Below are 12,931 nucleotides of genomic sequence, written 5' to 3' on the forward strand. Positions count from 1 at the left end.
GAATGTAGATAAAGTTAATGAAAGCGATAATATCACATTGTTAAATATATTAAATTAAGCTATATGTGTTAAATTAAACTATATGTATTGAATTAAAATGTAAGTCTATGTTGGGGCCATTGGCCCCAACAAGTTAAGCACTCTTTATCGAAGGCGTTTTATATTTAGCCAAATATTGTGGTTGGAAAATACACATACGAATTGCAGTGCGATATTCACCATTGATAAAGAACTCTTGTTTTAACTCGCCTTCCAATTCAAAGCCTAATTTGCTGTAGATATGAATCGCTTTCTCATTTTCTTTATCCACAATCAAATACAGTTTATAGAGGTTCAGTACGGAAAAACCGTATTCCATTGCTAACTTTGCTGCTGAACCTGCATAACCTTTGCCTTGATGGGCTGGGTCGATAATAATCTGAAACTCAGCACGGCGATGAATGTGATTAATTTCAACTAACTCAACCAGACCGACTTTTGTCCCCTGGCTTTCAATAATAAAGCGGCGTTCGCTTTGATCATGAATATGTTTATCATACAGATCAGACAGCTCGACGAAAGCCTCATAAGGCTCTTCAAACCAATAGCGCATAACGCTGGCATTGTTATCTAACTGATGTACAAACGGCAGATCATCCCGTTCCAATGGACGTAACCGGACGCTGCTAGTGGTAGACATGCTGATTCCTCATATGACGACAGCGGCTGCTGCCAGAGGAATTATAACCTGAGCGCCTGTTTTGAGCGATAATAGACAGGTAAAAATGCGAATATTATATCAATCGCTTTTAGTTAATGCCCATTCCCAAAATTATTGGAGTTATTCAGCCGCATAACCCTGTGGTGGCAAAGGCTTATCATCCAACCAAGCTGCATTATCGCGCATTGCTAAACGGCCATCAGTAAACCAACCGACCACTAACGGATAAATATTGTGTTCTTGAGTTTGGACTCTCTCGACCACATCCTCTTCAGTATCATCACTGAAAATCGGGACTTTGGCTTGCAGGATGACCGGGCCGCCATCCAGTTCTTCCGTCACAAAATGGACTGAAGTACCGTGCTCCAGATCGCCGTTTTCCAATGCTTGACGATGGGTATGCAAGCCGGGATACTTCGGTAAGAGTGAGGGGTGAATATTCAACATCCGGCCAGCATAATGCTGAACAAACTCAGGACTGAGAATACGCATATAACCCGCCAGTACCACTAAATCGGGCTGATATTCATCAATGGCTTGCGCTAATGCCAGGTCGAAACTGGCACGCGAGGCATAGGATTTGGCATCTATTGCATGGTGTGCAATGCCCGCCAATTCAGCACGCTCTAACCCATAAGCTTGCGGATTATTACTAAAAACAGCACTAATCTCGCCTGGAATACGCCCTTGCTGCTGGGCGTCTATCAGTGCTTGTAAGTTACTGCCCTGGCCTGAAACCAATACCACGATTTTTTTCATATACCCTTCGGACTTGAAGTTGCAGGGGTGTTGTCTTGTAGCCTGGCTGCAACTTCAATGACTTTGGGTAATACCCTTAGTCCTTGAAATTGCAGGGGCAGCAATATTATGGATTGATAATAACTTGCTCTGCACCCTCGGCCGCCGCAGCAATGACACCAATTTTCCAGGCTTTTTCGCCGGAGGCGGTCAGCAACTCAACCGCTTTATCTGCCAGTTCCGCAGGTAAGGCAACAACCATGCCGACGCCACAGTTAAATGTGCGGTACATTTCGTGGCGGCTAACATTACCGGTTTCTTGCAACCAGCTAAATACTGCGGGCCACTGCCAGCTTTTTTCATTAATAACTGCTTGAGTTCCTTGTGGTAATACGCGTGGGATATTTTCCCAGAAGCCGCCACCGGTCAAGTGAGCAATAGCATGGATATCAAGTTGCTCAATCAAGCTAAGAATGGATTTTACATAGATTTTGGTCGGTTCCAGCAAATGGTCGGCCAGAGATTTACCCTCTAATTGGGTCTGTTCTGGAGAGGTATTGCTGACTTCCAGAATTTTACGCACCAGTGAATAGCCATTGGAATGCGGGCCGCTGGCACCTAAAGCCACCAGAGCATCGCCCGGCGCGACTTTGCTGCCGTCGATGATTTCAGATTTTTCGACCACGCCGACACAGAAGCCTGCAACGTCATAATCTTCGCCGTGGTACATCCCCGGCATTTCGGCGGTTTCGCCCCCAACCAGCGCACAACCTGACTGTTTGCACCCTTCGGCAATCCCGGTAATCACACTGGCGGCAGTATCCACATCCAGTTTACCGGTCGCAAAGTAGTCAAGGAAAAACAGTGGCTCAGCACCCTGGACCACCAAGTCGTTGACACACATGGCGACCAAATCGATACCGATGGTATCGTGGCGTTTCAGATCCATCGCCAGACGCAGCTTAGTGCCGACGCCGTCAGTGCCTGAAACCAGAATAGGTTCACGGTATTTTTGTGGCAAAGCGCACAGGGCACCGAACCCGCCCAATCCCCCCATCACTTCTGGGCGACGAGTTTGTTTAACCACACCTTTTATGCGATCAACAAGGTTATTGCCGGCATCAATATCTACACCTGCGTCTTTATAGCTGAGAGAGGTTTTGTTGGTCACTGCGAGGTCCCCACGGCGGTTGGCGGTTTAAAGAAAACGCGACAATTCTAACAGCGCAGGCAAACGTTTGCGAGTGGCTTGTGATATCACGCTGATTTTTAGCTTGCTTGACTTAATAATGATTTTCTATTGATCTGAATCAGGCTATTCATTGTGGTGTTCAAAAAAAAAGGCGGTATAATCTCGCGATTTTTTTGGCCGCCAGTCGCCTAACCAGGAGAAAAATAATGAAGATCGTTGAGGTGAAACACCCGCTAGTAAAACATAAACTTGGTTTGATGCGTGAGAATGATATCAGTACAAAGCGTTTTCGCGAGTTAGCGTCTGAAGTGGGAAGTTTACTGACTTATGTAGCAACCGCCGATCTAGAAACTGAAAAAGTCACCATCGAAGGGTGGAATGGGCCGGTTGAGATTGAACAGATTAAAGGTAAGAAAATCACGGTAGTGCCTATTTTACGTGCCGGTTTGGGCATGATGGAAGGGGTCTTGGAGAATGTCCCTAGCGCGCGTATTAGTGTGGTAGGGGTCTATCGTGATGAAGAAACTCTGAAGCCAGTACCTTACTTCCAGAAGCTGGTGTCAAATATCGATGAACGCATGGCGCTGGTGGTTGACCCGATGCTGGCAACCGGTGGTTCGATGATTGCGACCATTGATTTACTTAAGAATGCTGGCTGTAAGAGCATCAAAGTGTTGGTGTTGGTTGCTGCACCTGAAGGTATTAAAGCACTGGAAGCCGCTCATCCAGATGTCGAGCTGTACACTGCTTCTATCGATCAAGGCCTAAATGAACACGGCTACATTATCCCAGGATTGGGTGATGCCGGTGATAAGATTTTCGGAACCAAATAAAAGGTCACACCATTATGCTATTCGTTTGCCATTTTGAACCTGGGCAGTGCTCGAAATCCTCACGTACTTATGATTTACAAGGTCATGGTGTACGCTCTTGGTTTCTGTGCGCTGTCCGTGTCCAAACTGCCTGCGCTCATTACCGCATACTGGAATAACCTTTAGATAGCCGACTCGATAGTCGGCTTTTTTTTGAATAATTTTTAGCATAAATCACACCATTGAAGAGGATAGAGAAAATGAGCCGTCGCACCATTGGCGTCAGCGAGCGTCCACCGTTGCTCCAGACAATCCCCCTGAGTTTCCAACATTTGTTTGCGATGTTTGGTGCCACTGTTTTAGTTCCTATTCTGTTTAAAATTAATCCGGCGACAGTACTGCTGTTTAACGGTATCGGGACCTTGCTTTACTTATTCATTTGTAAGGGAAAAATCCCCGCTTATCTGGGTTCCAGTTTTGCCTTTATTTCACCGGTATTACTGTTGTTGCCATTGGGATACGAAGTCGCCCTGGGCGGTTTTATCATGTGCGGCGTGCTGTTCTGCCTGGTGGCGCTGATTGTGAAAAAAGCCGGTACCGGTTGGTTGAATGTGCTCTTCCCGCCCGCGGCGATGGGGGCGATTGTTGCGGTTATCGGCCTTGAATTGGCTGGCGTGGCTGCGGGAATGGCGGGGTTGCTGCCTGCCGAAGGAGTGACCGTCGATTCCACCACCATCATCATTTCAATGGTGACCTTGGGGGTGACCATTCTTGGCTCGGTGCTATTCCGCGGTTTCTTCGCCATTATCCCTATTCTGATTGGTGTGTTGGTGGGCTATGCTTTGTCATTTGTGATGGGCGTGGTTGATTTGACCCCTATTCGTGACGCCCATTGGCTTGCTTTACCGACATTCTATACCCCGCGTTTTGAGTGGTTTGCCATTTTGACCATCTTGCCCGCCGCATTGGTGGTGATTGCCGAGCATATTGGGCATTTGGTGGTAACGGCGAATATTGTGAAAAAGGATTTAATTCGTGATCCCGGCCTGCACCGTTCAATGTTTGCCAATGGTATTTCGACCGTGATTTCCGGCTTCTTCGGTTCCACACCGAATACTACTTATGGTGAAAATATCGGGGTTATGGCGATTACCCGTGTTTACAGCACTTGGGTGATTGGTGGTGCTGCGATTCTGGCGATTATGCTCTCTTGTGTTGGCAAGTTGGCGGCGGCAATTCAAGCTGTTCCGGTGCCAGTTATGGGCGGTGTTTCACTGCTGTTATACGGTGTTATTGCGGCGTCAGGTATCCGGGTGTTGATCGAGTCAAAAGTTGACTACAACAAAGCACAAAACCTGATCTTAACCTCCGTCATCCTGATCATTGGGGTGAGTGGCGCGAAAGTGAATATTGGTGCAACTGAACTGAAAGGCATGGCGCTGGCAACAGTGGTCGGTATCGGCCTGAGTCTGCTGTTCAAGGTGATCAGTTTGATCCGCACTGAAGAAGAGATTATTGAGGCCACGGAAGAAGAGCCGACACTCAAATAAAGTGATAGCTGGTCGAGCCGCGCTTGTTGGTTCGGCCAGTTTTTCGCCGCAGATCAGGTTTTTATGCTGTAGCCAGTTTTTGTGGTAAACTTGCCATGTTTTCCCGCCCGTTTTGTTGGTTGAGGTGCTTCTGAATACGCCGGCACAGCTTTCACTGCCACTCTATCTTCCCGATGATGAAACTTTTGCTAGTTTTTATCCGGGGGAGAACCCATCCCTATTAGCGGCGATCCAGTCTGCTGTTCACCAGTCTCATGGCAGTTATATCTATTTCTGGTCGCGCGAAGGCGGTGGCCGCAGTCATTTGTTGCATGCGGCTTGTGCTGAGTTATCGCAAAAAGGTGAGGCGGTAGGTTATGTCCCGCTGGATAAACGCGCTTATTTTGTGCCGGAAGTGTTGGATGGCATGGAGCAATTGGCTCTGATTTGTATTGATAATATTGAGTGCATTGCTGGTGATGAACAGTGGGAAATGGCGATATTTAATCTCTATAACCGCATTGTAGAAACAGGGCGCACCCGCTTATTGATTACCGGCGATCGCCCACCGCGGCAGTTGAATCTCGGTTTACCTGATTTGGCTTCCCGACTTGATTGGGGGCAAATCTACAAATTGCAGCCCTTGTCAGATGATGAAAAATTGCAAGCTTTGCAATTGCGCGCCAAATTGCGGGGCTTTGAATTACCGGAAGATGTTGGCCGTTTTCTGCTAAAGCGCCTGGACAGGGAAATGCGCACGCTGTTTATGACGTTGGATCAGCTTGATCGCGCCTCTATTACTGCGCAGCGCAAACTGACCATCCCCTTTGTGAAAGAGATCCTCGGATTATAGATATTGAACGAATAAGCAGCCTCGCATTCGTTCAATCATTATCTTTTAACTATTGATTAAATCATAACTACTGATTAAATCACTTCAAGATTTCCAATACTTGCTCTGGTGGGCGGCCAATACGCGCTTTGCCGTGATAAACCACAATTGGGCGCTCGATAAGCTTCGGGTTATCACTCATGGCTTGCAGCAATTGCTCTTGTGTCAGCGTGTTATCTGTCAGATTCAACTCCTTATAGCGTTCCTCCTTGGTGCGCATCAATTGGCGGGCGTCACTGAAGCCCAACTGTTGCAGTAATTCTTTTAACGTCGACACCGAGGGCGGGGTATCTAAATACAATACCACTTGCGGTTGAATGCCCTGTTGCTCGACTAATGCGAGTGTTTCCCGGCTTTTGGAGCAACGCGGATTGTGGTAAATCGTGACGTCTTTCATAGTAACTTTCCTTAGGACTTCTGGTATTTACGGAAGCGCTCATTCAATTGGCGCAACTGATCAATGCGGGCATCATAGCGAGCCTGTTCTAAACTCCCTAACTTCATCCGAGCACTGGCATCACTGAGCAAGCCAATGGCTTGAGTCAATTTACCACTCAATGCCAGGCTTTCTGCACGCGCAGCCAGTTCTTGATCGCGCAGGCCCAGTGCCGCCGCCGCTTGTGCCAATAAATCCCAGCCGTTAGGGTCATTTGGATAACTGAAAGTATAACGGCGCAAGATTTTGATGGCCTCTGCCGGTTTTCCGCCCTCAACATAAGCATTAGCCAGATTCAGCTGTAATACCGGCTGCTCATCTTTCAGATTGGCTGTTGCGGCTTGCAGGCGGCTAATGGCGCTAGCGGCTTTATTTTGCCCCAAATCGATATCAGTCATTAAATCGAGGAACCAAATGTTGCCCGGCTGTTGGGTTAACAGCGGTTGTAACTGATTACGGGCTTCATCGTATTTTTTGGCCTGGTACCATAAAATGGCCTGGCCGTATTTAGCGGCCAATTGCTCGCGCGTCGTCCCTTTACTCAGGGTTTCCAATAGATCGGGCGTCAGGCTATTTTCGGTCGAACCATACATGCCCAAAATACGAACTTTGGCGAACAAATAATCTTGCGACGAGGCAATCGGGTGCGGTTTCATCTGATTAGCCCGGTTACGCGCATCAGATAATCGGCTGTCGGGTAATGGGTGAGTCAAGAGCATTTCCGGTGGTTTGGATGCATATCGCGACTGATCGGCTAATTTTTGCAGGAAGTTCGGCATCGCTTGTGGATCAAACCCTGAACGTTGTAGCACTTGAATGCCAATTCGATCGGCTTCCTGTTCATTGCCTTGGGTAAAGCTGATAATCCCTTGCTGAGCACCGGCTAATGTACCGCTCAAGCCCGCCATGCCCGCCTGTGGGCTGGCCATTGTTAGCAGAATAGACCCTAGCACACCCACCCACGTCAGGGGGGCCATGCGCTGCTGTTCTTCCATTGCTCGCGCCAGATGGCGCTGAGTGACATGCGATATTTCATGGGCTAATACCGAGGCCAGTTCGCTTTCATTATCGGTATAGCGGAACAGGGCCGAGTGCAGCACCACATTGCCGCCAAAGAATGCAAAGGCGTTTATTTGATCGTTATTCACCAAGTAGAAATGAAATGGTGTACGCACCGAATAAGCATTGGCGACTAAGCGGTTACCCAGCGAATTGATATATTGTGTTAATAATGGGTCATAAATCAGTGGCGCGCTGGCGCGCATCTGGCGGACATAAAAGTCCCCCATGGCTTTTTCCTGATCAATACTTAATGTTGCACCCGCTGAAGTACCGATGTCGGGCAGCAGGTCTTGGGTCTGTGTCTCAGCATTGACAGCTATAGGGCCGGTAAGCAGTAAGCTACTGAGCAGCGTAGCAATCACCGTCTTACTGACCCGGCCAGTTTTATTTAACCGACCTGTTTTGTTTAACTGATCTGTTTTACTTAGCTGATATGTCATAAACGAGGTTGCCCCTACTGATGTAATGACAATTAGACTCCGAGATGTGTAAGAGTTCTTCTTCCTTGCAGTGCTCTCCAGTACAATCATCACGGAAGCGAACTAGATCACAAAAATAGTCTTAAATAGGTCAAAGGTTAAGCTCATCATCCCTAACTGAGACTCGCAACTATCTTAGTCAGCCTATAGGTATAAAGAAATAGTTATATAAAGGAATGGCGGCTAAGGCAATGGCGATAAAGAAACGGCTGGCGCGTAAAACTGACCTTCGGGTTATGCCTCTGTATGATGGGGCTGTTTAAGGAATTCCCCAATCTGCGGGTTCCTCATGGTACTTAAGGAGCAATTTCGGATGCTAGAGCTGTTGTTACAATGGTATCGCCGTCGTTTTACCGACCCACAGGTTATCGCGTTGCTGGTTATTCTGTTGGCTGGGTTCTGTATTCTCTACTTCTTTAGCGGTATTTTAGCTCCGCTATTGGCGGCGATTGTTCTGGCGTATCTGTTAGAGTGGCCGACGGCTCGGTTACAGCGTATTGGTTGTTCGCGCCCGTGGGCGGCCAGTATTGTGTTGGTGGTGTTCGGCGGTATTGCGTTGTTGGCGGTGTTTGTTGTTGCTCCCACCGTCTGGCAACAGGGCAATAATCTGATGTCAGACATGCCGAAAATGCTGAATAAATTCAATGCGTTTGCTCAAACATTACCCTCGCGCTACCCCGCATTGGTGGATGCCGGTATTGTCGATATGATGGCGGAGAATCTGCGCAGCAAGCTCTCTGGTATGGGCGAGTCAGTGGTAAAAATCTCGCTAGCTTCATTAATCGGTTTACTGACATTGGCTATCTATTTGATTTTAGTGCCGCTGATGCTGTTTTTCCTGCTCAAAGATAAAGAACAAATGCTGAATGCCGTGCGCCGTATTTTACCGCGTAACCGGGGTTTGGCGGGTCAGGTTTGGCTGGAAATGAACCAACAGATTACCAACTATATTCGCGGAAAAGTGCTGGAAATGGTGGTGGTTGGCATCGCCACGTATTTGGTGTTCTTCGTGCTGGGGATGAATTACGCCCTGTTGCTGGCGGTGTTGGTCGGTTTTTCTGTTCTGATTCCATATATTGGCGCGGTGATTGTGACCATTCCGGTGGTGTTAGTGGCGTTATTCCAATGGGGGATTGGTGCAGATTTCTGGACGCTTTTTGTCGCCTATTTGGTGGTGCAGGGGCTGGATGGCAACTTGCTGGTGCCGGTGTTATTCTCGGAAGCCGTGAATTTGCATCCACTGGTTATTATCTTGTCAGTGATCATTTTTGGTGGGATGTGGGGTTTCTGGGGGGTATTTTTTGCCATCCCGTTGGCGACTTTGGTCAAAGCCGTTATTCATGCCTGGCCGGAAGAGTTTATTCCTGAAGCCGATTGATCTTGGGTCAATAAAAAGAGCGCCTTGGCGCTCTTTTCAGACTGCTGACAAACCTCGACGACTCGATATCGGGTGGTGAGGACGGGCAGAAGAGTAAAGCGTCCGCGCCAGGGATGGCGCGGCTCGAGCCATCAGGGACGATTTTACGGCGTCTTTACGATCTGCCGGTTTTCACCGCTGCGAGCACTTTGTCAATAACCTCAAAAGAGCGCCTTGGCGCTCTTTTTTTGCTCTTCTGGCTAACTAATCACTCAAGCACTTTGGCGTAAATAGTCCAAAACGATATCGTGGTGATTGGTGGTTTTGAAATTATCAAACACATGTTCCACCTTGCCATCAGTACCAATTAAGAAGCTGATGCGATGGATGCCGTCGTAGGTTTTCCCCATAAAGCTTTTCTCGCCCCAGACACCAAATTGCTCTGCAACTTCATGATTTTCATCAGACAGCAAAGTGAAATTCAGCAGCTCTTTTTCGGCGAAACGTGACAGCTTTTCAGGTTTATCGGTGCTAATACCCAGCACTTCAACGCCTGCATTTTTCAATTCATCCATATTGTCGCGCAGACCGCAGGCCTGAACAGTACAGCCAGGTGTCATGGCTTTCGGATAAAAATAGACCAAGACACGTTGTCCCTGGAAGTCGGCCAAACTAATTTGCTCGCCGTCTTGGTCGGGCAAACTAAACTTTGGCGCAATATCACCGGCTTTCAATGGGCTCATTACTAACTCTCCATTCGTGAGTCATGCTGTGGATAGTTCACAACGCTAATACTGCCTTGTGCATTGAGTTCTGTACATAGCTGATAAAAAGCGTGTTCGATTATTGAACTGTCTTGGCTAGCGGGACTGTGGGCACTCATCTGGATATGTAATCGAGGAGGAATGTCACCTTCAGCCGGTTGAGTCTTGGAAACCAACTCCGCAATATTCATATTGTGACAATGGAACAGATTGGTAAACCGTTCAATAATATGGGGGGAATCATTAACTTCAACTTTAACCCATACGGTATCAGGCATTGCTTTCTGATTTTGCGCATTGGTGCGTTTCATCACAATCAGCAAATCAAGCTCTGCGCCTTTTTGCGGCAAGGTTGATTCCAGTTGGGTGATGGCGTTCCAACTGCCTGAAAGCAGCATAATAAAGGTGAATTCTTCACCGAACATGGCCAGCCGGCTATCTTCAATATTACAACCGCAGCTACTGACATGGCGGGTGATGGTGTTCACTATTCCAGGGCGGTCAGCACCGAGTGCGGTAATGACCAGATAATGTTCAAGCTGCGGCAAAATCGCTCTTCCTGTCATGCTCTTTGGGGTTACCATGGTAAACATAAAAAAAACCTGCTGCCAAGCGCTTACAACACAGTTGTTTACTTGCTTTTGGGTAGAGGTCAAAAGTACCATGAGGAACTTGTTTAAGGAGTGGGTGGGCAATGTTTATGGGAAGTCCAGAATTTACAGAAAATCGAATGTTTACCGGAAGCATAGTTGCACTGATAACGCCGATGGACAACAAAGGTGCTGTCGATCGCGCGAGCCTTAAAAAACTTATCGATTATCATGTGACCAGTGGTACTGCGGCGATTGTTTCCGTCGGCACGACCGGCGAGTCAGCAACACTAAATCATGATGAGCATGTCGATGTGGTTTTGCAAACCCTCGAACTGGCCGATGGCCGCATTCCAATCATTGCCGGAACTGGCGCTAATGCCACCTCCGAAGCGATTTCTCTCACACAGCGGTTCAATGATACCGGTGTGGTGGGTTGCTTGACGGTAACGCCGTATTATAACCGCCCGATGCAGGAAGGGTTATACCAGCACTTCAAAGCGATTGCTGAAAGTACCGATTTGCCACAAATTCTCTATAATGTGCCATCGCGTACCGGTTGCGATATGTTACCGCCGACCATTGCCCGTTTAGCTAAGATTAAAAATATTGTTGCTGTTAAAGAAGCAACAGGGAACTTAAGTCGTGTAAGTCAGATCCAAGTGCTGGTTGATGATGAAGATTTCATCCTGCTCAGTGGTGACGATGCGAGCGGTTTAGACTTTATGCAACTGGGTGGCAAAGGGGTTATTTCGGTGACAGCAAACATTGCTGCGCGTGAAATGGTTGAACTTTGCGCATTGGCTGCACAGGGTAACTTTGCAGAGGCACGCCGTTTGAATCAGCGCTTGATGCCGTTGCATCAGCATTTATTTGTAGAAGCAAACCCAATTCCGGTGAAATGGGCCGCGAAGAAGCTGGGATTAATGGCGAATGACACTCTGCGTCTGCCAATGACCCCACTGACTGACCCGGCTCAACGGGTTGTGGAAGACGCGCTGAAAAGCGCAGGTTTGCTGTAACTCTTAGGGAAATTTGATGGCAATAACATTGCAAAAGTCGACGGTGGTAACGGTTGTGGGGGTTTCGCTGGCGATGTTGCTGGCAGGCTGTACCACCGACCAACGCTATAAACGCCAGGTTAGTGGTGACGAGTCTTATCTTGAAGCTCCGGCGCTGAAGCCGCTGAACTCACCAGCCGGGATGATTTTGCCGGTACAAAATGGTGATTTTGATATCCGTTCCGTCAACACTCAGGGCGCGGTGGGCAAACAGTTGGACATTCGTCCTCCGGTACAACCATTAGCATTGTTAAGCGGCTCTCGCGCTGAAAATGCTAACGATACCAGCAAGCTATTGTTAGAAAATAGCCCGCAAAATCGTAATCTGTGGGTGCAGGTTACTCGTGTTCTACAGGATAAAAACTGGGCGATCGCCAGCCGTCAGGATGCCAGCCAAACCTTGACAACTGATTGGATTAAATGGAATCGCGCAGATGAAGACGTCCAGTTTGAAGGCCGTTATCAGATAAGTGTGCAGGAGCAAGGTTATCAGTTAGCTCTGGTGGTGAAATCCCTTGAATTACAACAAGGTGGCAAACCGGTTACCAGCTATACCGAAATCCAGCGCTACAATGGCGCAATGCTGAATGCCATTATCGAAGGTTTGGATAAGGTGCGTTCTGATAGCGAAAGCAGTCAGGCGGCACGTAAAGTCGGTACTTTGGATGTTCAAAGTGGTAGCGATGATACTGGCTTACCGCAACTGATTGTTCGCGCCCCTTATGCTGTGCTGTGGGAACGCCTACCAGCCGCGCTTGAGAAAGTCGGCATGAAGGTTACTGACCGTAGCCGTCCACTGGGTACAATTAACGTGACCAGTAAATCCATGAGCAGCAGTAGCTGGGATGCGTTGGGTGCTAAAGACCCAGAATTGCCAACCGGTGATTATAAGCTACAAGTCGGTGATCTTGATAACCGCAGTAGCTTACAGTTCATCGGCCCTAAAGGGCAGCCTCTGACTCAGTCGCAGAATGATGCGCTGGTCGCAGTGTTCCAGGCGGCGCTTAGCCAGACCAGTGCGACAAGTACCAACTAAAACCAAAGGGGCTTCGGCCCCTTTAAACCCGTCATACTTCAAGCTGCATATGCGTTGGCTACGTTCATTACTCGGCCCATCCGTGGGCCTCGCCTCGTGGAGGCCGCTGCAAGCAGCGTTCAAATCTGCTCCCGGCGCTAAGTATTAATAGAAGCTGTCACCCGAATCATTGGCTCACGTCAACTCATCGGGATTTACTCAGTTGCCGCCTTCCTGCAGCTCGAATTATTTAGGGTTTAGTTATTTTATGGCAAGTTACATTCTCACATTACTGGAGTAATAA

The 12,931-nt window shown here is 48.1% G+C and carries 13 protein-coding genes; 6 read left to right on the top strand and 7 right to left on the bottom strand.

Going from position 1 to position 12,931, the window contains the following annotated elements; genetic code table 11:
• Positions 1-133: 133 nt before the first annotated feature.
• The 3 genes from speG to purM form a co-directional block, all read right to left on the bottom strand.
• Positions 134-679 (bottom strand): spermidine N1-acetyltransferase, encoded by a 546-nt coding sequence (gene speG, locus FTA91_RS07255; RefSeq protein ID WP_038635191.1) that lies wholly within the window; start codon positions 677-679, stop codon positions 134-136.
• Between the two features lie 141 nt (positions 680-820).
• Positions 821-1,459 carry a phosphoribosylglycinamide formyltransferase gene (purN, locus tag FTA91_RS07260; protein WP_050112503.1) on the bottom strand — a complete coding sequence of 213 codons (639 nt, stop codon included), beginning with the start codon at positions 1,457-1,459 and terminating at the stop codon, positions 821-823.
• A 106-nt stretch (positions 1,460-1,565) separates the two neighbouring features.
• Positions 1,566-2,609, bottom strand: a complete 1,044-nt coding sequence (gene purM, locus FTA91_RS07265) for a phosphoribosylformylglycinamidine cyclo-ligase (protein ID WP_050112504.1) — start codon at positions 2,607-2,609, stop codon at positions 1,566-1,568.
• A gap of 227 nt (positions 2,610-2,836) precedes the next feature.
• Between purM and upp the strand changes: the two genes are divergently transcribed.
• From upp to hda, 3 genes are all read left to right on the top strand, one after another.
• Positions 2,837-3,463, top strand: a complete 627-nt coding sequence (gene upp / locus FTA91_RS07270; RefSeq protein ID WP_038635186.1) for a uracil phosphoribosyltransferase — start codon at positions 2,837-2,839, stop codon at positions 3,461-3,463.
• 239 nt (positions 3,464-3,702) lie between these two features.
• Positions 3,703-4,992 carry a uracil permease gene (gene uraA / locus FTA91_RS07275; protein WP_004391282.1) on the top strand — a complete coding sequence of 430 codons (1,290 nt, stop codon included), beginning with the start codon at positions 3,703-3,705 and terminating at the stop codon, positions 4,990-4,992.
• A gap of 124 nt (positions 4,993-5,116) precedes the next feature.
• Positions 5,117-5,824, top strand: a complete 708-nt coding sequence (gene hda / locus FTA91_RS07280; protein WP_032820160.1) for a DnaA inactivator Hda — start codon at positions 5,117-5,119, stop codon at positions 5,822-5,824.
• 79 nt (positions 5,825-5,903) lie between these two features.
• Here hda and arsC read toward each other — a convergent pair whose 3' ends face one another.
• Positions 5,904-6,260, bottom strand: a complete 357-nt coding sequence (gene arsC, locus FTA91_RS07285; protein ID WP_145535297.1) for an arsenate reductase (glutaredoxin) — start codon at positions 6,258-6,260, stop codon at positions 5,904-5,906.
• 11 nt (positions 6,261-6,271) lie between these two features.
• Positions 6,272-7,801: a beta-barrel assembly-enhancing protease gene (gene bepA, locus FTA91_RS07290; protein ID WP_235896833.1), complete on the bottom strand. Its 1,530-nt coding sequence runs from the start codon at positions 7,799-7,801 to the stop codon at positions 6,272-6,274.
• Between the two features lie 352 nt (positions 7,802-8,153).
• Between bepA and FTA91_RS07295 the strand changes: the two genes are divergently transcribed.
• Positions 8,154-9,218 (top strand): AI-2E family transporter, encoded by a 1,065-nt coding sequence (locus FTA91_RS07295; protein ID WP_050112509.1) that lies wholly within the window; start codon positions 8,154-8,156, stop codon positions 9,216-9,218.
• Between the two features lie 251 nt (positions 9,219-9,469).
• On the opposite strand, the gene bcp is transcribed toward FTA91_RS07295, so the two are convergent.
• Positions 9,470-9,940, bottom strand: coding sequence for a thioredoxin-dependent thiol peroxidase (gene bcp, locus FTA91_RS07300; protein ID WP_038635170.1), 471 nt, complete (start codon positions 9,938-9,940; stop codon positions 9,470-9,472).
• Positions 9,941-9,942: 2 nt separating this feature from the next.
• The gene (locus FTA91_RS07305; protein WP_050112510.1) at positions 9,943-10,509 is read right to left on the bottom strand and encodes a glycine cleavage system transcriptional repressor; all 567 of its coding nucleotides are present in this window, start codon (positions 10,507-10,509) and stop codon (positions 9,943-9,945) included.
• 182 nt (positions 10,510-10,691) lie between these two features.
• Here FTA91_RS07305 and dapA point away from each other — a divergent pair, with 182 nt between their 5' ends.
• Both dapA and bamC read left to right on the top strand, forming a co-directional pair.
• Positions 10,692-11,573, top strand: a complete 882-nt coding sequence (gene dapA, locus FTA91_RS07310) for a 4-hydroxy-tetrahydrodipicolinate synthase (protein WP_050112870.1) — start codon at positions 10,692-10,694, stop codon at positions 11,571-11,573.
• A 16-nt stretch (positions 11,574-11,589) separates the two neighbouring features.
• On the top strand, positions 11,590-12,648 hold the full coding sequence (bamC, locus tag FTA91_RS07315; protein WP_050112511.1) for an outer membrane protein assembly factor BamC: 1,059 nt from the start codon (positions 11,590-11,592) through the stop codon (positions 12,646-12,648).
• The last annotated feature ends 283 nt before the right edge of the window (positions 12,649-12,931 follow it).

The sequence above is a fragment of the Yersinia thracica genome (genome assembly GCF_902170565.1).
GTDB lineage: Bacteria > Pseudomonadota > Gammaproteobacteria > Enterobacterales > Enterobacteriaceae > Yersinia > Yersinia thracica.